Origin of the sequence: Allocoprobacillus halotolerans, assembly GCF_024399475.1 — a bacterium.
GTDB lineage: Bacteria > Bacillota_I > Bacilli_A > Erysipelotrichales > Coprobacillaceae > Allocoprobacillus > Allocoprobacillus halotolerans.
On sequence record NZ_CP101620.1, the window covers coordinates 2,772,142 to 2,796,613 of the forward strand.

The following is a 24,472-nucleotide window of genomic DNA, read 5'->3' on the forward strand; positions in this document are numbered from 1 at the left end:
CAAGGTTGTTTTTAATTCTACCTTTTGAATTCGACTTTTTACGGTGCCTGTTCACCGAGAATGTTACCATTCCTAATGTATAATATGCTATTATGTACATCATTATACATAATAATTATTACCATTTTTTTGAGATAAATTCTTTCTTTATCTTCACTTAGATTATACAATAAATTGTTGAAAATTCAAGTTTTCTTATTAATTTTTTTATTATTTTTTCATCTTTATTTGTCTTTAAACTGATTTAATTGTTCTAAAAATATTTTCGAATACTCTTATAATTTTTAATCCATTCATCATCATTTCTTAATAGCTTTATATCTAAAAAATTATCATCATGACTAAGATAATCCATGATAACATGCCATCCCATTGGATATTCTATAAAATCTTTTAAAAGCATATTCATATCCTTTTTAAAATGATTAACCAATAAATCCAGATCATCTTCTTCATTAAACTTATAGTAATCACATGTAAATTCCTTATGACAGGCTTCATTAAATTTAAGCTGAATATTTCCATCAGCATAGATGTTAATCTTAAAATCACACTGATAGCGATGAATCCAAAAATAAATACTTTGTGCTTTTACTTCCATTTTATAACTGATACTGCGATTAAATACAACTTGTTTTTGAATACATTTTAAAACTTCATTAACCATTTTTCTTTTTAATTCTTTTCTTTCCATATTGTTTTCCTTTCATTTTTTAACATTCAATTATCTTGTAATGATTTGATGACTTAATACTTTTCTTGCAAGCACATCATTTATGTCCTTGCAGTGTTTTGGTCTGCAGTCTTGAATCTCATATCTGTCTGCTAAATGATATTTAATTTTCTCACTTGTTTCCAGTCCTGCACGATCATTATCCAGATGTAAAACCAATACCTTGATATGGGGATGTTTCATTAAAAACCATTCCAAAGCAACAGGTATTTCACTATGACTAATATCATTTCCAATTAATGAAGCTCCATCAATTGCAAGATAATTATCTTTATTCCACTCTTGCTTTTTCATCTTCTGCATTGTCTGAAATGACATCAAATCAATTGGACTTTCAAAAATATGAACAACATCACTGAATGAATTTTCTAATCTGAAGCTGTATCTTTTATCACTTCCAGAAAGATTGCGACGTTCATCTCCTGTGATAGAACGCTTAGATGCAAAGCATGGCTTATGATTATCATTGCACCCTACAAAGATAATCGCATGGTCATATTGAGCTTCATAAAGCATATCCCTTTGAAAATAATAAGTTACAATCTCCTTATCAATATGACGCTTATTTGTTAAATAATCATATATCTTAAGTGGAAAAGAACTTTTTGGAGGCAGTTTAAACTCTGATTTATCATAAAAGATTTTGTGGATTTCTTTGATAACTGGCTTTTCTTTAGTGATGCATTCATCAACAAGCAGTGCAGCTTCTAAGAAGCTCAAGCCCTCCACTTTAATAAGGTAATCCAATGCTGTTCGTCCTCCAATATTTTTTACCCACCATGTCCAAAGACCATTTCTTATTGTTAGGCTGGAGTGTGTTTTTGTACCATAAGTATCCCTTCCATATTTAACAAGTTCATTAGGTTCATAGTTATATAGATAAGTCAGCAGATCTATCTTTTTTACTTCAGCAAGTTCTTCTGGTGTTAAATATTTCTTTTTCATTTGTGTTCCTCCATAAAAAAAAGCTGGTATTCTTTTATTGAATATCAGCCTTCTATCTTGTATGTGATATATTTTTTGTTTTTACTTCATTGCTTATTTCTTCTTCAGATAGCTCGACATCCGGTTCATTTTGAGCACCAATATCAAGTTCCTTATTTAATTTAGACAGCTTATTGGTAGCTTCAATATATTCATCTTCTTTTGCAAATGGCTTAAGGATTTCCTCCTTTGCATTTTCAAACTGCTGTTTCATTTCTTCAAGAAGCTGTTTTTCTACTGTTAGCTTTTTATCAAGACCATCAATAACATTATCAATTCTTTTGATATTTCCAAATACATCCTGACCAAGCTCAACAGTATGATTCAACTTGTTTTTTAAATACAGCTTATGATAATGCTGGAAACTGTCATAGACCATGCTCATTTCAAAACCACGATAATGACCTAGATAAAACAAATCTTCTGATTTATTTTGCTGACATGCAAGTAGGATTGCCTGACCTGCTTTTTCTTTTTCACTGTAGGTTATATTCTTAATAGTCATTGTAAATTCTTCAGGTGTTATCCTTGCTTGAACATCTTCTTCAAGTCCAGTTATTCTAAATTGAATGCGACTGATTTGCTGTGGATAATATTCAGCAACCTTGTCCTCAAGTTCATATTTCTGACCAAAATAGTTTTCTCTAGCAAGTCTTAATTTTTTAACCTGCTCATCTAAATTCATCTTTTCCATGACTCGTGGATCACCACTGGCAATAGATTTAACCATTGCATAATTCATGCACGCCTCATCAATATCTTCTGCACTTCGTACTGGTGATTTGCTTGTCATAATCTGTGAAATGAATTTTTGTTTATTCTCCACAAGCTGATATAAATAGGCATCAAACGTTCCCTTTGTTACATAACGATAGATATAGACATCACTGTTTTCATTACCCTGCCTGATAATTCTTCCACCACGCTGTTCCAAATCCGAAGGACGCCATGGACAGTCAAGGTCATGAGAAGCAACAAGCTTAGTCTGTACATTGGTCCCTGCTCCCATCTTGGAAGTTGAACCAATAAGTATCCTTACCTTTCCATCTCTGACCTTTGCAAACAGTTCTTTCTTTTGAATGTCACTATTGGCATTATGAATAAAGGCTATCTCTTTTTCATTGATTCCCCTTTGCAGTAGCTTTTCCTTGATATCTTCATAGACATTAAAGACTCCGCTTTTTGGAGTTGACATATCACAGAAAATTAACTGAGTTGATTTTTGAGTGCTAGTTTCATGATAAATACGCATGACATTATTGATACAAGCATTGACCTTGCTTCCATCATAGTCATCTAAGGAATTATCAGTAAGTCGCTGTTCTAAAGCTAATTTTCTACCATCGTTTGTAACTTTCAGCATGTTATCTTCAGTAGGATCAACATGGCCATCACGAATAGATTCAGCTCTTTTTGCTAAGATATTGACCATTTCTTTTTGTTCAGGACTCGCTTCAACTGCTACAGTTTCATAGTGAGCATTGGGTACTGGCAGATTCAGCATATCTGATGTTTTTATATCAGCAACTTCCTTAAACATTGCAATCAGCTCAGGAAGATTATAAAAACGAGCAAATCTTGTTTTCATGCGATAGCCAGTTCCTTCAGGAGAAAGTTCAATTGCTGAAACAGTTTCACCAAATGTACTTGCCCAGCTGTCAAAGTTCTGCAGGTTTTGTTTTTGCAGCAGATTAAACTGCAGATACCTTTGCATCGTATACATCTCAGTCATTGAATTACTGATAGGTGTTCCAGTTGCAAAGACAATTCCCTTGCCATTGGTAATCTCATCAAGATATCGACATTTCATGAACATATCACTTGATTTTTGAGCTTCAGTTGCTGCTAGACCTGAAACATTACGCATCTTGGTAAAAAGAAAAAATAGTGATAGGTAAGGCTTTGAAGCTATCTCCACCTTTTCCCCACCCCACACCGGGCGTGCAACTTTCATCGCACCCAGCGTACCATCAAACTAACTTACTACCCTCCATCGGGGTTCAACACTTTATGCCCTCACAGTACATATCGTGCTTACAAATTTCACTTTTGTTTATACTTTTGAATCTTCTTTAATACCTTTTCATCTATGTTTGGCGGTATCGGACCGTTGTTGACCATTCGATAACAGTCATTGCATAGCCATACAAGATTTTGCACTTTGTTTACTTTTCCTAACGGAAGTTCCCTTTGACGTGATAACAATACTTTTTGTTATCTAAAAACAGCGGTTTCTTACAGTACTTACACTTGCCTTTATCTCTGTTGTACGCATATTCCCTGTTCATGAAGTATTCAAAATTATATACGGTCTTTGCATAGACCGAAAGCTGTATATCCCTTGCGGTATTCACTGACGGTCTATCACATGGAAGAGGCTTGCTTCTGCTACGGTAATAACTGTAAATTCGTCTGCCCTCCTCCGTATAAGGTGTCATGCGTTGGTCGAATGGCTTGCTTTCATACTTACTATGGGTAATAAACGCCATAGTAATTCCAAACCACTCTCCCTCAATCGGAACAGCAAATGTTTTACTTTTGTATCCCTCATGCCTATGCGGTAGGTTACAGAGCTTTTCCATTGGTATTTGATACTTATTGTAGTGTCTGGGAAATCTCTTTTTCCATACTGCCAATGCTGTATTATTGATTCTTCTGTCTATGATATGAAGAGCATGAGAGCATATTGAGGGTTGTAAATACTGTGCTAGCCCCACTATCATGGAATTCACACGCTGTATCTGTGCCGCCTGTACGCTCCTTTCTGTGGATTCTCCAATCACTCGGACTTCGTCAGCAATCTTCTGTATTTTATCTTTCAATCGCTCCATGTCTGGTAATGGTTTACCCACCAGATTTTCCGTCCACGTTTGGGGGTCAGGGGTTTTCCTCTTTTTCTCCGCTTTGACCACAAAACCGAGGAAATGGATTCCCTCCGTTCTAAGGTCTGTTACAAACGTCTTTTCCTGTGATAATTCCAGTTTCATTTTATTTCTAAAATATTTTGTCATCACACGTTTTAATCGGTATGCTTCCTGTTCTGTTGATGTTAAGATAACCCAATCATCTGCAAAACGAAAATTGTACTTTGGAGTTACTCCCAACCATTTCAATCGTCGTGTATCATTACACTTATGTTTGCATTTCCTATGGGGTTCCATATACATTCTTCCTACATACCAGTCAAAATCATTCAGATATACATTTGACAGCAATGGAGATAAAATTCGCCCTGCATTGTGCCGAGTTTTGTATCATTCCTAGCACCGCTTTCTATATATCCAGCCTTTAACATCTGTTGTATGATTTTAATCACTCTTTTATCGTGGATTCCAATACGCCATATCTTCTGTAACAGGATTCTGTGGTCGATATTGTCAAAACACCCTTTAATATCTCCTTCAACCGCCCATACAGGCTGGTCTTTTGAATAAGTAGAAGCATTGATGACATTGATAATATCTCTGACAGCGTGTTTCTGTGCCCTGTAAGGTCTAAATCCGTAACTGTGCGGATAAAATCTTGCTTCACATATAGGCTCAATAATAATTCTCACACATTCCTGTATAATTCTGTCCAAAACTGTTGGAATACCCAGTGGGCGTTTCTTTCCATTCTTTTTCGGGATATATACTCTTTTTGCTGGCTTCGGTCTGTAATTACTGAAATTATCTCTTATTAGTGCAATTAGTTCCTCTTTTGGCATTTGCAGATATTTGTCCATTTTCATCTGGTCTACGCCAGCCGTTTTACTGCCTTTATTAGACTTAATGTTATGAATTGCGGTAACAATAGTAACTTCATTTACCATTGCTTCAATAAGACCTGTGAAAGAGATTCCTTCTTTCGATTTTACATAAAGAAAATCTAAGGTCTGTTTTAATTCACTTCTGTTGAAAATCTGACGTTCAAATGCACAAGGCTATCACCTCGCAGTTCGTCACCCATATTTCAGGGAGTTTTTCTTTTCTTATTTTGTGAAATTTGTAAATTAGTTTGACTAGTCCCCTTCGCCATGAGTATTTCAACTCTTGTGACTGGCTTTCCCAATCTCAGACTACTATAGGACTGCTGACTTCTTGTGTTTTCATCACTCTGTACAGCTCCCACACAAGCTCTCAAACGTTCCTAAATCTCTATCCTTTTGTAGATTTAACTACTTGAAGACCTTAGGCTGCTACCTTACACCGTAGGGACAAATACACTTTGAAACATAGTTGTTGTGTACTCTGTATGATATTTCATTCACACAGGAATGTATTGAAAAACCAGCAATACACTCTTCCCTAATCTTTCGTCCTTTCGGACGCCTACTACTCTTACGATGCTGCATAGCTTCTTCTACGTGTAACCATAGTCTTCGGAAGACCGCACTATATATTCCATATCCCGCAGGACTTAGGACTTCAAGTTACGACTTCTTCACGCTTTATACGTGGGTGGATACAGCCACCTCGCATAGTGAAGTATTATCTCGCACACCACCTATAGCTTTGATATGCTATCATCAGTGTTGTTTCTGTGTGGCAAGGGTAATTCTCCCTTGATTTCGAGATTTAAGTTCTAACAGTTCATTCTTATTTCTAAGTGATTTCTGTCGGTCGATTTCGGTAAGTTTATCAGACTTACCTTGTGCGACAACGTTTCGCACGGTTCTTATAATAATGTGCCTCATCGACAAAAAGATGATCGACTCCTAATTCCTCAAAGGTAATCAAATCATCTTTTCTATCAGTTTTATTGAGTTTTTCCAGTCTTGTTTTCAAATTCTTTTTTGTCTTTTCCAATTGCTTGATTGTAAAGTTAGCACCATTTGATGCCTTTAAATCCTGTATTCCTTTTGTTATTGTTTCAATCTCATCAGTTATCGTTTTTGCCTGTCTTTCAATTGACATCGGTATTTTTTCAAACTGACTATGACCAACAATAACAGCATCAAAGTCACCAGTGGCAATACGAGAAAACAGTCTTTTTCTTCTGTCTTTTTGAAAGTCACGCTTAGAGGCAACAAGAATATTGGCACTTGGATAAAGTTGAAGAAATTCCGTTCCCCACTGCTCCACAAGATGATTCGGAACAACAAACATGCTTTTTTGAGCGAGTCCCAGTCTTTTCAGTTCCATGCAAGCTGCTACCATCGAAAACGTTTTGCCAGCCCCCACTACGTGTGCAAGCAGAACATTGTTTCCATATAAAACATGTGCGACAGCATCCTTTTGATGTGATCTCAGATTAATCTCTGGATTCATCCCAGGAAATGTAAGATGCTCTCCATGATATTCACGAGGGCGAATAGAATTGAATTGACTGTTATAAACCTCAACCAACCTTTTTCTTCTTGAAGGGTCATTCCATATCCAGTTTTGAAAGGCTTCCTTGATGGCATCCTGCTTTTGCTGGGCAATCATCGTTTCCTTTTTATTTAGAATCGCTTCTTTTTTTCCATCATCATTGTATTCATAATCATAGATCTTTGTCTGTCTTAAATTAAGGCAATCCTCAATCAATCGATAGGCATTGGTACGATAGGTTCCAAAAGTTTTTTACTTTGATATTTCCTCTTTCAAAGGTCTTGCCACTAACATTCCAGTTTCCAGTATGCTCAGAATAGGTAATTTCTATATACCTCTTAGAAAAAACTGACGTTCCAAGCAGTTCATACATAAAATCATTGTATATATCAACTGGCACCCATGTTGCTCCTATTCTCACTTCAATTTCAGTTGCACTAAGTTCCTTAGGCAATGCTCGTGTCAATGCCTCAACATGCTCCTCATAGCTGGAATCAAGTTCAGCGGCCAGCTTTGCTTCAGATAGTTTTTCTCGTATGTTCCCACTTAAATATTCATCTGCAGTTACATAGACTTCCTGATTTTTATCTAGAACATTGGGCAATTTATAGATAAAGGTATGCAGTTCATCAATAATATTTTCTTTTGGCTGGTGATACAGTTCACTCATGTAATCAAGGTCGACTTTTCCTTTTTCAGCCAAAGAAATCATTAATGCCTCGTTTGCATTTTCTGCATGATGAACTTCTACTTTTTTGCGTATTGTTCTTTTAAAGAACATATCAGCTTTTGATTCCAGCTTTCCATCTTCATCAATATTTTCCAAAGAAGATAATAAATAAAAGGAACTGTCCTCTCTAAAAACCTGCTTATTTCCTCTTGAATTAATAAGTCCATAGTTTTGGATAAATTCGTCATAGATTTGGTTTAACTTAACCTGTTCCTGCCTGATATCATCATCAGGGTAATCTTCACTTTGAAGTTCGATCAAGTGTCTTACAGACTCTCTAATGGCGATTAAACCTAATACCCTATTCCTTGCTGTTGAAGATAATTCTACCTTGTTCATCATGCTGTTGATTCGATAATAGATATCTCCATCAACAACGCTATAGCTGTAGTTTCTTACCAAAGGGTCAGCAGGAATGCTGTCTATTTCCTCTTTAGCATCTATAGTTTCATCAACGATATAATCATCAATAGTTCCACTAATGTGACTGACTGTCTCATCTAATGATTCCTTTAATGAACGATCTTCAAAAGGAACAACTGTGATATCCTCTCTGCCATGCATGGCCTTGCATTTTTCAATTGTTCCTAAAACCATTTCAGGATGATCTATAAAATACTGATTGATAATATTGCCATCTTCATCGATTCCAGTTGAAATCCAATGCTCATCATTAACAATTGGTCTTTCCCTTTTCTTGAGGACAATGATATCACTCACAACTTCAGTACCTGCACTTTCCTTGAATGCAGTATTTGGAAGTCTGATTGCCCCTAACAGTTCAGCACGTTCATTGATGTATTTTCTAACCGTACTTGTCCTTTTGTCCATCGTATAACGAGATGTGATGAAAACAATCAATCCGCCTGGTCTGACCTTATCTATCGTCTTTGCGAAGAAATAATCATGAATATTGAAATTGAGCTTATCGTATCGTTTATCCAGTACCTTGAACTGACCAAATGGCACGTTGCCAATCGCTACATCAAAGAAACTATCAGAAAGATTTGTATTTTCATATCCCTCAACTGTTATATTCACTTTTTGATATAACTGCCTCGCAATTCTTCCTGTAATGGAGTCAAGTTCAACACCGTACATATGCGACTCATTCATGCTTTCTGGAACTCTCCCAAAAAAGTTACCAATGCCACAGCTTGGCTCTAGAATATTGCCATAATGGAAGTCAAGATGATTAAGTATCTGATAGACTGCATCAATGACAACTGGTGATGTATAGAATGATGATAATGTTGATTCTCTTGCAGCTGCATATTCTTCATCATTGAGAAGATTTTTTAATTCATGATATTCATTTGACCAGTTTGATTTATTCTCATCAAAGACATCAGCAAGTCCACCCCAGCCAACATACTTTGCAAGAACTTCCTGTTCCTCTTTTGTTGCATAATGCTTATCCTTTTCCAACAAAAAAAGCAGCCTGATAGCTGCAATGTTATTTCTATATCTTTCTTTTGTTGTACCAGCACCTAAATTATCATCATTGATAACATAGTTTGTTTTATTAACTGGTTGAACCGGCTTTGGTATCGGCTGTTTAATTGAGGAAAGATAAGATAGATTACTGTAATCAAGCTCACTAATCAACTGTGGCTTTCCATCTTCATAGACAATGGCTTCATTCAATAGAAAATCATATATTTCCTTATCCGCCCATACATTATCCCCATCCTTAGCAACAATAAAATCCCTATCCGTATCCCATTCTAATTTAATATCTTCAATACGCAATGCCGACAGTACATTCTCAACTGTCCTGATTTCAGTTTCAGAACGATAGTCATCAGACAGGTGAATATCATTTTCCTCACAATATTTTATAACTTCTTTTAAAGGCATCTGATGTCCATAATAAAACTGGTTGCCCTTATCTATATCAATATCGTAAATACCATCGTGAAGCTCATTTTGATAATACTGCTCATTGGCAAGATAATAATGCTTATCTAAAATATTTTGTAGCCATCTTTTTGCATAATCATCCATCTGTTCCTGTACAAGTTTAGTTCCTAATAACGATTCTTCTCTGATATCCATTGTGAGATTTAAATCACTGTTTTCATAATAGACAGGCTTTAATATTCGCTCATTATCATTGACTGTAAATTCCATCATCGGTGAATCCATTTCCAGTTCACCAAAAGGCTGTACATGAAACATCTTAATTAAATTAGGTTCATCATCATGTCTGGTGATAATTAGTGAATGGTCACGTTCTCCTGCCTTCATCAGCATGTAACAGCTTTTCCCCTGAATGATGTGAGGTGCAATTTTATTCAGCTGATCATAAAGTGAATGATAACTATTTGCATCTTCATTTAAATTATCTTGACTGTAATCCTGATAAACATTATCAATGATTTCATCAATAAGCTGTTCTCTAAAAGTCATATCTTCCATGTAGGCAAGATACAGTTCTCGATTGGCATCATTATGAGATGATACATAAGCAAGAAGCTCTGAATGAATCAAGTCACTTGCTTCATCAACATCGGTATCTCTATCTCTCAAGGCATCATAAGCAGGACTTGATTGAATGTATTTTAAAATATCTGAATAATTTTCCTTTAACAGCAAATCATTGTTTTTTTCTAAAGCATTGTGGTTTTCTTGACTGGTTTCTTCTACCTCAATGACATCACGCAACAGCTTATCATTAAGGGCACTTTCCTTAAGAACATCTAAAAATTCAATTTTGGTAAATGTTTTTGAAAACAGCGGAAAATTCTTATCAGAAACATAGATTTCGTTATCACTTATATCTATGATGGTATATTCATCAATGCCTAAATAAAAATCATCACCAGCCTTATAGAAATATTCCTTCTTGATATGAGCGTCAACAGTGGCTTGATTTTCTTCAGCATCATTAGTAATTATTTCCTTTTCTAATTGCAGTCGCTTGGTTTCCAATTGTGCCTGCATCTGTTTTTCAAGAAAGATAGGATAGTATTCCATTTCTTCCTTGCTCATATAACGACCAACTGCAATCAATTCTCTTATACGCTTGCTGACCTGCGTCCATTTTAACGTAACCTTGATTTCTTCCTGACCTATTTCTCTTTCACGAATCAGGGTCAATCCCTTAGCACTATGACTTTCAGAAATAACGCCATGATATGCTGAATGACCAACTGTACCATATTCACGTTTTAAAAACTCTGCATTTTCCTTATCGGATAGATTTTTTTGCATCTGCTGGTAAATTCGATATTTGTCATCAACAGTTGAACTCCCTCTTAGAATGATTCTGTCAACTTCCTCCTGCGAAAAGTAGATGCCTTTTTTTAACTGACTTTCATTTTCATAAATAGCATTCTTCTGTTCCTCAAGTGTTGGTATCTGTACCAATGGATCATAATATCTTGATACAATCAAGCCATCAACTTCCTGTGCTGCATGTTCCCAATCATATTCCTCAGAAACAATGATGGTAGAATAAAAACTGTACAAGGTAAATGACAGAGAAAATCATTGATGGTACAATGTCATATGAATTATAAAACAAACAGAATGAGAGGAAGAAACATATGGCAAAACATACTTATGATAAAGATTTTAGAGAAGGAGTGATTCAGTACTGTTTAGATCATCCAGATGAATCATATGTAAGTGTATCAAAAAGATTTGGAATTCATGATACGACGATTGGTGGATGGATGAAAAGTTACAAGAAAAATAATGATGAAGTGATTATAAGAGGAAGTGGAAATTATTCAAGTGATGAAGCTAAGGAAATAGCCAAATTAAGAAAAGAACTTAAAGATACAAAGGATGCATTAGAAATCCTAAAAAAGGCTATTGGCATACTGGGAAAATAAACCAAAAGGACATCTACGAAAGTGTTAAAGAATCAAAAAAGAAAGATTCAACAATTTCGATTTCCAGTGTGCTAAAACAGTTAGATGTCAGCAAATCAGGTTATTATGATTACATTAATAGAAAGCCAAGCTATACAAAACAAAGAAGAGAAAAATTACAAAGAAAGTTGAGGAAATTTATAGAAATTCTCATGAAATATATGGCTCACCAAAAATAACAGAGATGCTCAATCAAAATGGTGAAAAAGTCAGTCAAAGATACATTTATTCCATCATGAGAGAAAACAGCTGGAAGGCTAGATATGTAAAGCCATACGTTCAAACAACAATAAGTGAGGATTTCTCTTCAAGGCTTAAAAATCTGCTCAATAGACATTTTAATCCATCAAGACCTGATTGTGCCTGGTGTACAGATATAACTTATATAAGAACAGTTGATGAAGGCTTTGTCTATTTGACAAGCGTCATGGACCTATACTCAAGAAAAATCATATCATGGGTGCTGACAAAAACGATGGAAACAGATGAAGTTCTAAAAAGTATTGAAAAGGCAAAGGAAAGAAGGAAGGTAGAAAAACCATTAGTGGTGCAAAGTGACAGGGGCGTGCAGTTCACATCAACTAAATATCAGGAGATGACAGAAGGATTTGTAACAAGTTACTCAAGAAAAGGAACACCATGGGATAATGCCTGTATAGAATCATTTCATGCATTAATCAAAAGGGAGTGGTTGAATTTTTATAAGATAATGAATTATGAAGAAGCATATCAACTTGTATTTGAATACATAGAGGGATTCTACAATACAATAAGGATTCATTCACATTGTGGGTATCAGTCACCCAACGAATACGAGAAAAACTATATGTTAGCAGTGACTAACAAAAATCAAACAACTTTTATTACAAATTCTGCAATTTAAGTTGTCCGAAATCTTGACATAGTACCACAATCTGATTATCATATGTTCCCATATAGATAAGCAAATAGTCATCTTCACTTTTCACCCCTAAAGAAATACCATCTGCAGTCCATTCAATCGGCTCTTTGGGATAACAGCTCTTAAGATAATGAGCATTTTCCTCGTCACTATGCTGTCGCTTAAAATATGCAATGATTTCCTGTGAAGGAACCACCATTTCATCTTGATAAGCAAAAAGATGTACCATAGCATTTCTATTCAGTATCTTCATACGGTAAGCCTGTTGAAGTCCGTTCATATTACGCCATGCTGGTAACATATAGTCACCACTGTCAATCAGTTTAGCAATTTCAAACTGAAGTTCATAGAAACTAAGATGACTAAATGTCTGGTGTTTAAGATAAGTCCCACTCCAGATGTCCAACCCATCATCCTTTTTTCTGTAACCTATATGTGTAAAATCAAAATTTTCTGGTCGTCTGAATACTTCAACCAGAGTATCACTGTATGCTTCAGCAAGATAATCAGCACGTTCTCTTTCATCGGTATGATGAATAAAAAATTGATATATTTCTTCCTTTGAATGATTCATCGCAATATCCTCATAAAGAAGATTAGGCAAATCATCCAAAGAAAAAGGCGGTATCTTTGGTTTTTGTACCACCTCGATATCGCCTAATTCCAGGTCTAGTTGTAAATGAGCTGAGTGAGAATGATTTCCTCCACCTGTTCCTTGAGGCTGTTCATATGTCCCACCCAAGCCATTTGATTGGTTTTCTTGTCTGGTGCTGGGTTTTTGATTAACATCTGTTCCATTAACTGCTCCATCATCATTTCACTTCCACTTGAATTTGTTGCAAGTGTGTGTTCAATTGATTCCTGCTCATGAGAGCGAACAAGTGTCCTGGCTGATTCTCCTTGAGATAAGCTCGACGCATCATTGCGTATTTCCCAGTTATCTTCGTTTTGTCCATCTTGAGATTTGGAAACTGATAATCCTCTACCTGACTGTATGTTATGCTCATCTGTTATTCCTCCTTCACCTTTATTTTCAACTTCATTGTCTAACTTTTCTGATGATTTTTCAAATGTGCGATTTTGATTTTTGATTAAATCTCTTGCAATCACGCCTATTTTTGACAGAACTTCATCTGACATATCTCGATGTGCATTTCCTAACACACCAATTGTATCAGGTGTATCAAGCAGCTCAATTCCATTAAAATCTTCTTCATCAAAATAAAGATTTGTATCTAACTGACATCTTTTCATCAGTGCATAGCTTAATGAATTTTCCATCAGCCTTACTAACAGCTGTTTAATTTCATGTTCACCATATAACATCAGCGAACTGTCATCAATGAATTTATTTAACTGAATAAGATAATCCGAATAGCTACCCTCTACTAATTGTTTTGAAACATGAGTTAAAACTTCTTCTAGATTTGTGCTTTTTATATCCAGCTTAAACTCATTACTTAACTGTTCAATTACCACATCATGCATAGATTCATCAATTGACCATGTCCTGACTGGCTTTTTGTTTGATTCAGTATCAGAAACATCAAAAACATATCGCAATCCATAACCGTATCTAGTTTCTTGAATCAATGCAATTCCTTTAGAACCTTTCTTGATCCACCTGCCCATTCTGTTATTCCATGTATCAAAGGACGCACACACTGTTGCATCTGGTCTTTGAGCATGAATCAATATCTGATCGGTAAAGCTGTATTTAAACATGTAGCACGTTGTATCAAGAAATTTCATCCAGCTTGTACCATCATGAGTAATCTTTTGTGATGTTTCTTCTAAAAGACTGCTTATATATTCCAATTTATTCAATCATTATCACCTCTTTCCTGACAAAAAAAGAACTCAAAAATGAGTTCCAATTGTAAATGAAGTATCTATTTAATTTACGTTGTTTATTATATACATTTTCTAACTATATAGAATTTAATTACCATATATTGTATGATATTTTATTTGACAATTCATTAATATCAAGTCCATATTGATAATAATAGCTCATAGTTTCTATCCTAAAGATATCCAATAATTGATTTTTTCGCTATCACTCATTTTATTAATGATACGTGGACTAATCATAATATTATCAGCTAACAATGGGATAATTATATTAAATCTCTTAAGAATCGATTTTTCTGAAAACATAATAAATTGTTGCATAAATGCTTTAAAATATTTTTCGTTTTCTTTTAAAGATGAAATTAGTATATAGCTTTGATTCTCCGTTGGAAATATCGAAATATGAAGAAGTGGAAAATTATTATTTTCCTCTCCAAAGAAAGAGCCGTCTAGTTTTCTACACATATTGATTGAAGTACTTACAGCAGATTCAATCACTTTATTTATCGTAATAATTCTACAAAGCAACTCTTGGTATTGTTTTGTATGATAAATTTGCCAAAAAAGTTCCAATTCTTCAGCATATGCTTTTTGATCTTCTAATATCTGTTGACTAATTTGAGTACCATTATATTTATCTGCAATATCAGCATCATTATATTTAGACCAATATGTGTGCAACAAAGCTTTTAAAGCATATTGAAAACATTGTTTTGGTTCCTTAAGAAATTCTTTTTTCGATATCAGCAAATAATATTTCATCATGTTCTTTACACAAGCATTTAAAAATAGATGCTTCTTGTGAAATTCCTTTAGCTTTTAAGTCATATTCAAATATTTCCTGACCTTTGGTAGTTTCTCCTAAACAATACACAATACCATTTTCAGCAAGTTGTGATAAAATTCCATTATGCTGAATTGAATGAGACTTTATTGATTTTTTACCACACAAAATACCATCACTATCAGGTACAATACAATTCATTTTGAATTTTCTATGCTTTTTTCTTGCATCAGCTAATGCTTGCATTGATGAATGCATACAACTCCCCTTCATTCACGTATAAAAATAGTAGGTTTTATATCAATAAAATACACTATTTATAATACGTTTCTATTTTTTCAAAAGTTCATCAACATTTCTTTCTTCATCCACATAATCAGCACTCTGATGTTTTCCAGTTTCTAAATACATAATCCAGTTCTGTAATGAAGAAATATAATTATCATCCAAAGTACCTAACTTAGAATATTTCCCAACATAATTATTTCCTGCTTCCCATATTTCATGAGATACAGGATATAAGTGGCCAAGTCTAGTATCATTTATTATATGTGCATAACCATTCTCATCAATCACTAATTGATTATTAACTCTATCATCAGCCTGCATCATTACATATTGAATTTCTTCTTTTGTAAACAAATGGGAAGGACGTCCATTTCTTACGAGTGATATAGAAAAATAACTTTCATATTTTTTCAATTCAGCCAATTCCCTTTCTTGAAGAAAGTCTATCACTCGTTTCGTTAACATATTTTGCATTTCTATTGCTTTTGTTCTGTCTGAAAGAGAAAAACAATCATCAATAGATAACTTTAATTTTTTGATATATCCATCTTTACAAAGATAATAACATTTATCACTTATTAAATCAAAAATATCATTATCTATTGCTTTAAATTTAAAGGTGAACTTTATATTAGTTGAAGCTGAATCAATATATTCTGAAATAATATCTGTAAAATTCCAATTCATAAAATTACTTTCTATATATTTAGAAATCATCTCTTCTTGTTTTATTTTTTCTTTTATTCTTAGTTCTTCTATATGATTTACTTTCTCACTAAAAGGATTTTTATTAAAAAATTCTAATCGAAGTATCCTTGCTTCAATTTCATCTTCAGAAAGATTATTAAATTCTTTATTTTGCTTAATATAGGTATATGCTTTTGAATAATATTTAACCAAATTATCTATATACCTTCGAAACTCATCAATTGTACAATCTCCATGTCTCCCATCATAAGTTCCATTAATTCCATTATAAGGCCCTGTTTTCATTACAATCATGATTCTACCCTTAACAAAACGTTCTATCACCTCAAACCCTTTCGGTAGAAGCATTCCACTATCATAATCATAAACACCATATTGAGCATATTGCGCTGAAACATAATGTCCTGGTATATCCTCTACAAGATTTTCACGATCAAAATATACTGGGGTTTCAAGAATTGGTTCTAATTCATCTAATTCTAACAAAAAATAATTCCATTTATAATTTTTATTAAAACCTTCAAAATATAATCTCTTTGGTTTGACTATATAACAAAAACCTATCGTATCATATAGTTTAATGCAGTTATCTTCATTTGCTTTTTTTGCATAAAACAAATCCAATCCACCATTTGTATGAAAAAGCATATGATTATACGCTGGTATACTAGTAATAATATTTAATATTTCTACTATTGAATTGATATCTTGCCATGATGAAGAATCCGGAGGATACAATCCAAATAACTGTTTATTAAGAAATTTCCAATCACTAGCTTGTGATTTATTCAAATCGGATATAATCTCAATCCAAAGTAACAGTTTTTCTTTAAATTCTTTTATTGTAGGACGCAAATTTGGATCATTATTAGTTGATTCTTGAAAAAGTTCTTCTATTTCAACAAGATGTATATCTTTATAATCTTTAATAAAATGTAATCCATGTGTTGAATCTTGGAAGTTATATACACCATCATACCCTTTTTCATTTTTGGTTAATAACATCCACATTGTTTTAGCCAAAGAAAAAACATCTGCCTTTTTCCCATCAGCATCTTTAGGATTTCGCTTCATTTCAGGAGCAATGGTAAAAATAGCTCCTAAACCTCTATCTGACCTAGTAAGATTATTGATATTATCAGGAAAATCAACTAAACCAAAATCTCCAAAGCAAAACCTATCGTTATAATAATAAATATTAGATGGTTTAATATCTCTATGAGATATTCCTTTTTCATGTAATTTTTCTAAGGTTTCACATAGTTGAATTATCCCTAGCACAATTTCATTAATACTAGTTTTTTCTCTAAATGGTCTAAAATCGGTGTAGCAATAGGCATACTATACCAATATTCATTATATGAAAAATCATAAATGGGCATAACTCCTTCTATTTCTTTATAATTATTTACCATAATTTTAATTTCATCTGTAAAACGTTGTTTTTTTTCATAAAATTGTTTATTTGTTAAAAGTTTCAAAGCAAAATCCTTATTATTCTTTTTATTTTTTACGTGTAATACTGTTGCATTCCCACCTTTTCCCAACTTTCCAATTTCTTGATATATACTTTCATATCTACACTTATGATTTGACATAAATACCTCCTTACATATTATTAAACCGAACACTCTGCACATTAAATAACAGATTAAAACTGCAAATTAAAATAACTTAAAGGGTATGATAAATGTCAATAAATTATTTTTTATAATAAACTACATCATGCTCATTTATAAACTACTAATAAAATATCATTTTATTTGTCTTTCAAAAATTATATCACTGAAATCGTCAAAATACTATATTAATATAAGTTATAAATAATACATAAAACCTTTTTATTTATAGTTATAGTACATAACTAGCAACTTGTTTTTTTATTGGATTGAAATATTGTTGAAGTGACATTACACCCTCATTTATATCTACTAAATCCTTACCTTCTATGATTTTTATATAGCCATCTTCATTAAGTTTCAGCCTTCTTGAAGATAAGATAGTACCCCAATGATTAACAACTATATTCTTAGCTAATTCAACCATATTGCCTGATTCATCATTTCTTACTTCATATTTATAGATTCCTTTAGGAAGCAGTTCTTCATGAATTCTTAATGGAGTAAACAGGACTTTATGATTAAAAAGATAATATGTTTCATATTTAAGTTCATTTGGATTAGGTAATGATGGTTTATGACTCTCACGATTATTCATCGTTTCCAGCTGAAACATGATATAGTCAACATAACATTCACTTATATCTTGATAATTATCGTAATGATCTAAAAAGTATTGAATATAACTTTCGTCAAGTAATCTCCTGCACTGAATACAAAACAAATCAACACTATCACCTTCCTTAACAAGTGATACAAGTTTCTTTAATACATCATTTGATACTTTGGTAAAGCGTATCTTTATGACATCATCATTGAATTTAATATTATGAAGATATTTTTTGCTGTCTATGTCTTGAATTGCCTTATTAATCTTTTTACTTTCACCATAGAAATCTACATAATGCCTTTTTCCATTGCCTTCTATAACTGCACGAAGCTTCATCGTTCTATCTCTTTCTTTCTAAATCTTGCTTTAAACTTTGAATGCTTTAGCTCAAAGTAATGTTCAAAAATAGATTGACTTCGTTTCTTGAAATCAGCAAAGGCTTTTCCTGAAGTTGTAAAATAATGACCAATATCATATCCATTATGACGATCTGGTGTTGTTCGCCATGTAACAAATTCCTTATGATTGGGCTTATCCTTCATTGCTAAAACAACAGTTCGATTTCCACATGTAAACTCATCAATAACTTCAAATCCAGCATTTCTTTCTGGATATAGTGAACTGATATCAACAGAATCAAGTCCAAGCAGCTGCTTAAACAGTGATGGGTTGATTCCTGTACTTTGACAATGACTGATATAGTTTTGAAGTCCTTTCAAACATCGAATATCCTCTTTACAGTTATCTTCAATAATGCTCCACATTCCATAATGCTGTTCTATGCTCATGAATTCTAAATGATAATCCTTTTCAAAATATTCTAAGAAGTCACTATTCATATCATAGCTCCATTCCAAGATTTCATAGACGTTATCTTTGTTAAGTTTAATTTCATTGGTTTCATGACCAATATAGCGAATCATTGTTTGCTGATCGTTGCTCACACCAAAAACAATGATTTCCTTTTCACCTTTTTTATCTTTAACAAAGATATAGGCTGGTTCATAATCGTTATACTCACTGTTTGACATTTCAAAACATGCTTTACTATAAATACTCCAATTTTCCTTATCCATCAGTTTCCTCCTTTCCATTTGTTTCTAAAATGAATTCTTCATTATCTACAGTTAAATAAGCTATTGCTTTTTCCCTTTCTAAAGAAGAATACTCATTACCTGAATGTGAGATAATGAGTAGACTTGTTTTTCTTAGATGAGGATTTAAACGCAAATCAGAAATCATGCAGTTTAATGTATCAGCAATATCATCCAACAATGAATGTCTTTCCTGAGTGTTCCTCAATGACTTTTTTAAATGCCTTGATTGTTTCATCATCAGCTTTTTCCTTTTCGATATAATAAGAGTAGCTTAATCCAAAGAAGTGATTTTTATAATCGGCATAAGCATTTTCAACTGCTCCATGATAATCGTTATACTCAATAGAATAATCATTCTTATTCAAAACAGTAACTCGATACGTGATATCTTCTGTTTGCTTGCGACTTTGATTGTTGAAAAGAATCATATGTCTTACTCCAAGCATAAGTTTCTTGTCACCGATATCCTCAGAAATCAAGATATCAAAATCTTCAAATTGATTTTCAATGAAAACATATAAAATATCATTCACTGGCAAGCCAGTATGATATGCTAATAATTGATTGTTGATACCTGTTTTCTTACAAAAACGAAGATAGCTATATAAACCTCTATTGACCATTCCAATAACATCTAATGAATGATCAATATAATTCCATAGATAGCCATGCGTATCTATGTTCATGTAATAAAGACTGTAGCCTTCATTTAACTTTGAAATGATGAACGCCTCAATACCTGGTTCAAGATAATAGCTGTATTTCCTCTTGATTTGAATATCCTTGAAAGCAATTGTTTTTTTCTTTTCTTCAGGACGATAGATAAATTTATCAACACCTACTTCAATACCTACAATGTATTTTTCCTCATTATCTTTTTTCTTTGACATGATAAACAGTAAATCAGTAAACATTGTATCCTCACTTAACATTTGCAAAACTTCATCCACTCTTTTATTTACTTCAAATAATTCCATATATTTCTCCTTCATAGCATAAAGAGGGAGTTAATATTACTCTCTCCTCCTTTTATCTTTTTATTTTCTTCATTTTTTAATCTTTCTTACTGCAAGATATACTTTAAGTGCCAATAGCACACTTAAGATCAATAAAATAATATAAATATTATCTATCATGTGATTCACCTTTATCTTGAGATTTCTTCTTTTTGATAAAACAGATACATCCTATACCTGCAATAGTAACACCACATGCATACAATCCAATCATTGAATTATCACCAGTTTTAACCACTGATTTCTTGATTGGTTGATCTTTCATGACAACCTTTTGAATTTTCCCAGTTTCTTCAACTGTAAATGCAATATCTTCAGCAACTTCATAACCATCAGGAGCTGTTATTTCTCTTAATGTATATTGTCCTGCTGGCATTTTTTCAAATAGATGTGGTTTATCAGTTGTTATCCATTCATGAATCACTTTATTGCTTTCATCTATAATCTGTAATTTAGCACCAGGTAATTCCTTACCAGTTACAATATCCTGTTTAGAAATCTCTACTTTAATGACATCGTCAATCATTTCAACCTTTTGTACTTCTGTAGTGTTGTTGACAGTAAAAGTAATATCTGATGCCTTGACATATCCAAGTGGTGCAAGGTCCTCACGAAGTCTATATTTTTCATCAACTAATAATCCTTTGATGATATGAGGTTCATTTGTTGAAGTCCACGTTTCAATAACGTGATTATCTTTATCCAATAAAGTTAACTTAGCACCTTCTAGCTCTTTTCCATTAGTGATATCTTTCTTTGAAATTTCAATTTCAGTTTTTTGATTGATTACATTCATTGAATGAGTGTAAACTGTTTTATCACTGCCATCATAAGATAAATCAATCGTATAGATTGTTTCATCTTTAACATATCCTTCTAATGCCTGCGTTTCCTTTAGTTCATATTGACCTAATGGCAATTCAGAAATATTAATTTCACCAAGTTCATTAGTGACATACAATCCATCTTCACTGATGTCTTTTGAAACTTGTTGACCTTTTTCATAGATTAAAGTATTTCTTCCATCCAAGCTATAGATATCTTCTTTAGCAGTTAACTGATAAGTGACACCTCCTAATAAATCTTGAGTATCTTTATCTGTCTTGACAAGATGAATTTCACCCATTGGAGCAATATTAGTTACATTGACTTCAACAGTATATAGCTTTGTAGTTGTATCATTTTGTTCAATGACAATATCATGAACTGTTTGAGAAAGAACATAGCCTTCATTTGTTAAGGTTTCCTTTAACTCATAACGACCCATAAACAAATCATCAATGATGATTTGACCATTTTCATCAGTTGTTCCTTTTTCAACTACTTGACCATTTTTATAAAGAATTGAACCATCAATGGCATTGATAATATCTTCTTTTGCAGTTAATTCATATTCTACACCTTTAAGTGCATCTCCTGTTTCCTTATCTGTCTTAGAAATAATAATCTTTCCTTTAGGCTGAGCATTTTTTACTGCTACTTCTAAAATTGGATCATCATCTTCATCAACATCATAATCATACTGATTAGTTATTGTGAAAGTTAATGGTTCCTCTAATTCAAGGAAGCCTTCCGGTACTTTAATTTCTTCAACAGTATAAGTTCCAGCATCTAGCTGTAAAGGTAAAGTCACTTCACCCTTATCACCAAACAATGCTGTTATTTGATTTTTTGAATTGGTAGTAAACGTATCAATTTTTTGTCCAAAGACTTTTTGTGTTACATAGTTTCCATCTTGATCTTTGATTTTAAAGCTTGCTGAATTAAGAGTAACTATTTGATTTGTGTCCTTATCCTTTTTCACTAGCTTCACTTGAGAAGTAAATGGACGATTGTTAATATTAACAGTTTTAATTTGTTCAACATCAATATGTTCACTATAATCATCTGTTACTGAAATAGTGAAATCTGGTGCTGTTATATAATCCTGAGGTGTTTTTGTTTCCTTAACAAGATAAGTTCCGTATGGCAAGTATCCAGTTGTTGCATAGCCATCCTTATCAGTTGTAATCATAGCGTAAGTTTGAGCATTATCCCATCCTACATGATCGACTTCACTTTTTAACTTGAAAGTAAACTCTGCACCCTGTAATCCTTTGACGATACCACTGATACCATCTTTTTCACCGCTTTTAAAGACTCTGATTTTTTGCATGTTGACTTTGTCTGAAGTCTCTTTTTGACTGATTACTTTCGAAACAGTTTGTCCCTGATATTCAATAGCAACATCAATAATTTTTGTATTTAACACAAGTGAATCATTACTTTTTGATTCCTTGATATAATAATTTCCTAATGGAAGATCATCCCATTCAATTTGACCATTTTTATCTGTTTTCTTTTCTGAAATCATTTGATCCTTTTCATAGAAAACCTTTGTACCTGCTTTGTTGGTAATTCTATCTTTTGCATATAACTGATAGATATTTCCTTCAATAAAGGCATCACCAGTAAGATTGTTCGTTTGACTGGTATCAATTGATTTATACAATATAATCTTGCCAACTGGTTCTTTATTTTCTACAGTCAATGATTCATAAACGACTTCTGTATGCTGATCTTTATATTTTAAAGTGATAAACTGTTCTGCTGGATTTAATAGATATCCTTCAGGAGCCTTGCTTTCTATAATTTTATATTTTCCAAGTGGCAATGGTTTTGTTGTATATTCACCATTAGATGATGAAGTTAATGTTTGAACAGTATCACCTTTTTGATAATAAGTCTTTGTTCCTGCCTTGTTTGTAATTACTTCATCAGCAATAACATCAAATGTCGCACCATTAACTCTGTTGTCACCTAAATCATTTGTCTTATAAACAGTGATAATTCCTTTAGGCTCATCATTTGTGACTTCCAATGTTGTTGTTTCACCTGGCTTTATTTCAAAGTTAAACTCATTGACATTGATAAGGTATCCACTAGCTGACTTTGTTTCTACAGCCTTGTAATCTCCCAACATAAGACCTGTTAAATGAATTTGACCATTTTCATCAGTAGTCAATGTCTTATCAAATCCGTTTTCTCCAGTAATTCTAAATGTCGTATGAGGTATTGCTGCACTTTTATCATCATTGAATTTCTTCAATAACAGCTCGCCAGTTCTATTGACTTTTACCTTAATACTGACTTCCATTGGATTGCTGACTTTAAAAGAAGCAACGCTTTGACAGTCTGGAGCTGTATAAACAATACTTGTTCCTACTTCGCTGTCTTTAATGTTCTTCTTTAATACGATTGTTGCTTCATCAACACTGCTGTTTCCTTTGATGATAAGCTTGTTATCTTGAATAGATACATCTAATCCTCCATTTTGAGCAATAGCCATATCCTTTAAAACACCATTAGTATCATTTAATTCAAGTGTCTTGTTTGAATCCACTTCATGTGTTGAACTGGCAAAAGATGGCTTGACATAATATCTGTCAACATCAGCTAAGATTTCATCCCATGCCTTTTTTGTAGAAGCAAAATTTGGTGTAATGCTTGTACGAATATATTTTAAACTATCATCGTTATGAATAACTCTCCATAACAACCCTTGAGTAATGGCATACCAGTCTCTGCTTGTTCTACCTGGTACTTTCGTTCCATAGTAAGCAATAAGACTTAATCTTTTAGCAGTTGGCTCACTGATTCCAGCATCAGCAAAAGTTCCCTGTGTTACAGTTTTACCACTGTGAAATGCCGTATGGTAATCAACACAGAATACTGGTTCCTTATTGACCATAAGATATCCTTCAACGCCATCAGTCTTTTCAGTCACTGGATCAGCCATCTTCCATTCTGGATAGACAATTGAGCTTGTTGTTCCTGTTAAGGCATAAGCATTTGTTGTTAGAGTGCTTATAGCTAGCACTGCACTTGCTGCACCAATCATCAACTTCCTTGATATTTTCTTTATTTTACTAATCATTTTTCTTCTCCTTCAATTTCAATAAAAAAAGAGAACATTTCTGTCCTCCAAATCTCAATA

At 33.2% G+C, this 24,472-nt stretch carries 18 protein-coding genes and 2 pseudogenes; 2 read left to right on the forward strand and 18 right to left on the reverse strand.

The features are described 5' to 3' along the window. Window positions 1-253: 253 nt before the first annotated feature. From NMU03_RS16490 to NMU03_RS16520, 7 genes and pseudogenes are all read right to left on the reverse strand, one after another. Complete coding sequence (locus tag NMU03_RS16490) at window positions 254-694, reverse strand: hypothetical protein (protein WP_290139971.1); 441 nt, start codon at window positions 692-694, stop codon at window positions 254-256. Between the two features lie 30 nt (window positions 695-724). After that, complete coding sequence (locus tag NMU03_RS16495) at window positions 725-1,678, reverse strand: DUF3991 and TOPRIM domain-containing protein (RefSeq protein ID WP_290139974.1); 954 nt, start codon at window positions 1,676-1,678, stop codon at window positions 725-727. Between the two features lie 52 nt (window positions 1,679-1,730). After that, on the reverse strand, window positions 1,731-3,635 hold the full coding sequence (locus tag NMU03_RS16500; protein ID WP_290139977.1) for a helicase-like domain-containing protein: 1,905 nt from the start codon (window positions 3,633-3,635) through the stop codon (window positions 1,731-1,733). Window positions 3,636-3,891: 256 nt separating this feature from the next. Then, window positions 3,892-4,821 carry an RNA-dependent RNA polymerase family protein gene (locus NMU03_RS16505; RefSeq protein WP_290139979.1) on the reverse strand — a complete coding sequence of 310 codons (930 nt, stop codon included), beginning with the start codon at window positions 4,819-4,821 and terminating at the stop codon, window positions 3,892-3,894. 89 nt (window positions 4,822-4,910) lie between these two features. Continuing rightward, complete coding sequence (locus NMU03_RS16510) at window positions 4,911-5,528, reverse strand: reverse transcriptase domain-containing protein (RefSeq protein ID WP_290139981.1); 618 nt, start codon at window positions 5,526-5,528, stop codon at window positions 4,911-4,913. A gap of 814 nt (window positions 5,529-6,342) precedes the next feature. Continuing rightward, window positions 6,343-6,966, reverse strand: a complete 624-nt coding sequence (locus NMU03_RS16515) for a helicase-like domain-containing protein (protein WP_494337177.1) — start codon at window positions 6,964-6,966, stop codon at window positions 6,343-6,345. Window positions 6,967-7,071: 105 nt separating this feature from the next. Beyond that, window positions 7,072-10,954: pseudogene (locus tag NMU03_RS16520) on the reverse strand (DUF8437 domain-containing protein); the annotation flags it as partial. 335 nt (window positions 10,955-11,289) lie between these two features. Here NMU03_RS16520 and NMU03_RS16525 point away from each other — a divergent pair. Both NMU03_RS16525 and NMU03_RS16530 read left to right on the forward strand, forming a co-directional pair. Further along, window positions 11,290-11,580, forward strand: a complete 291-nt coding sequence (locus tag NMU03_RS16525; protein WP_290137672.1) for a transposase — start codon at window positions 11,290-11,292, stop codon at window positions 11,578-11,580. Window positions 11,581-11,731: 151 nt separating this feature from the next. After that, window positions 11,732-12,502, forward strand: a pseudogene (locus tag NMU03_RS16530) (IS3 family transposase); the annotation flags it as partial. Here the strand turns inward: NMU03_RS16530 and NMU03_RS16535 are convergent. The 11 genes from NMU03_RS16535 to NMU03_RS16585 all read right to left on the reverse strand — a co-directional run bounded on the left by NMU03_RS16535 (window position 12,483) and on the right by NMU03_RS16585 (window position 24,412). Further along, the gene (locus NMU03_RS16535) at window positions 12,483-13,262 is read right to left on the reverse strand and encodes a hypothetical protein (protein ID WP_290139987.1); all 780 of its coding nucleotides are present in this window, start codon (window positions 13,260-13,262) and stop codon (window positions 12,483-12,485) included. The pseudogene NMU03_RS16530 and the gene NMU03_RS16535 overlap by 20 nt on opposite strands. Then, complete coding sequence (locus NMU03_RS18145) at window positions 13,190-14,347, reverse strand: TnpV protein (protein ID WP_290139991.1); 1,158 nt, start codon at window positions 14,345-14,347, stop codon at window positions 13,190-13,192. Before NMU03_RS18145 ends, NMU03_RS16535 begins: the two co-directional genes overlap by 73 nt. A gap of 195 nt (window positions 14,348-14,542) precedes the next feature. Continuing rightward, the gene (locus tag NMU03_RS16545) at window positions 14,543-15,139 is read right to left on the reverse strand and encodes a hypothetical protein (protein WP_290139994.1); all 597 of its coding nucleotides are present in this window, start codon (window positions 15,137-15,139) and stop codon (window positions 14,543-14,545) included. Next, window positions 15,096-15,416: a hypothetical protein gene (locus tag NMU03_RS16550; protein ID WP_290139996.1), complete on the reverse strand. Its 321-nt coding sequence runs from the start codon at window positions 15,414-15,416 to the stop codon at window positions 15,096-15,098. Before NMU03_RS16550 ends, NMU03_RS16545 begins: the two co-directional genes overlap by 44 nt. A gap of 72 nt (window positions 15,417-15,488) precedes the next feature. Further along, window positions 15,489-17,435, reverse strand: a complete 1,947-nt coding sequence (locus tag NMU03_RS16555) for a protein kinase domain-containing protein (RefSeq protein ID WP_290139998.1) — start codon at window positions 17,433-17,435, stop codon at window positions 15,489-15,491. Continuing rightward, entirely contained in the window at window positions 17,429-17,752 is a 324-nt protein-coding gene (locus NMU03_RS16560; protein WP_290140000.1) for a protein kinase domain-containing protein, read from the reverse strand. Before NMU03_RS16560 ends, NMU03_RS16555 begins: the two co-directional genes overlap by 7 nt. A gap of 253 nt (window positions 17,753-18,005) precedes the next feature. Further along, window positions 18,006-18,719 (reverse strand): LPD28 domain-containing protein, encoded by a 714-nt coding sequence (locus NMU03_RS16565; protein ID WP_290140003.1) that lies wholly within the window; start codon window positions 18,717-18,719, stop codon window positions 18,006-18,008. Then, window positions 18,716-19,459 (reverse strand): hypothetical protein, encoded by a 744-nt coding sequence (locus NMU03_RS16570; RefSeq protein WP_290140006.1) that lies wholly within the window; start codon window positions 19,457-19,459, stop codon window positions 18,716-18,718. Before NMU03_RS16570 ends, NMU03_RS16565 begins: the two co-directional genes overlap by 4 nt. Continuing rightward, window positions 19,452-19,658: a hypothetical protein gene (locus NMU03_RS16575; protein ID WP_290140009.1), complete on the reverse strand. Its 207-nt coding sequence runs from the start codon at window positions 19,656-19,658 to the stop codon at window positions 19,452-19,454. The genes NMU03_RS16570 and NMU03_RS16575 overlap by 8 nt, the downstream gene beginning before the upstream one ends. Then, entirely contained in the window at window positions 19,648-20,457 is an 810-nt protein-coding gene (locus NMU03_RS16580) for a response regulator (protein ID WP_290140011.1), read from the reverse strand. The genes NMU03_RS16575 and NMU03_RS16580 overlap by 11 nt, the downstream gene beginning before the upstream one ends. Before the next feature lie 148 nt (window positions 20,458-20,605). Further along, window positions 20,606-24,412: a SpaA isopeptide-forming pilin-related protein gene (locus NMU03_RS16585; protein ID WP_290140012.1), complete on the reverse strand. Its 3,807-nt coding sequence runs from the start codon at window positions 24,410-24,412 to the stop codon at window positions 20,606-20,608. Window positions 24,413-24,472: the final 60 nt, after the last annotated feature.

Coding starts and splice junctions, on each gene's coding strand:
- NMU03_RS16545 (WP_290139994.1), bottom strand. CDS start 15,139: ATGATGAAATATTATTTGCTGATATCGAAAAAAGAATTTCTTAAGGAA.
- NMU03_RS16570 (WP_290140006.1), bottom strand. CDS start 19,459: ATGGATAAGGAAAATTGGAGTATTTATAGTAAAGCATGTTTTGAAATG.
- NMU03_RS16560 (WP_290140000.1), bottom strand. CDS start 17,752: ATGTCAAATCATAAGTGTAGATATGAAAGTATATATCAAGAAATTGGA.
- NMU03_RS16495 (WP_290139974.1), bottom strand. CDS start 1,678: ATGAAAAAGAAATATTTAACACCAGAAGAACTTGCTGAAGTAAAAAAG.
- NMU03_RS16585 (WP_290140012.1), bottom strand. CDS start 24,412: ATGATTAGTAAAATAAAGAAAATATCAAGGAAGTTGATGATTGGTGCA.
- NMU03_RS16565 (WP_290140003.1), bottom strand. CDS start 18,719: ATGAAGCTTCGTGCAGTTATAGAAGGCAATGGAAAAAGGCATTATGTA.
- NMU03_RS16490 (WP_290139971.1), bottom strand. CDS start 694: ATGGAAAGAAAAGAATTAAAAAGAAAAATGGTTAATGAAGTTTTAAAA.
- NMU03_RS16550 (WP_290139996.1), bottom strand. CDS start 15,416: ATGCATTCATCAATGCAAGCATTAGCTGATGCAAGAAAAAAGCATAGA.
- NMU03_RS16525 (WP_290137672.1), top strand. CDS start 11,290: ATGGCAAAACATACTTATGATAAAGATTTTAGAGAAGGAGTGATTCAG.
- NMU03_RS16580 (WP_290140011.1), bottom strand. CDS start 20,457: ATGGAATTATTTGAAGTAAATAAAAGAGTGGATGAAGTTTTGCAAATG.
- NMU03_RS16515 (WP_494337177.1), bottom strand. CDS start 6,966: ATGAATCCAGAGATTAATCTGAGATCACATCAAAAGGATGCTGTCGCA.
- NMU03_RS16510 (WP_290139981.1), bottom strand. CDS start 5,528: ATGGTAAATGAAGTTACTATTGTTACCGCAATTCATAACATTAAGTCT.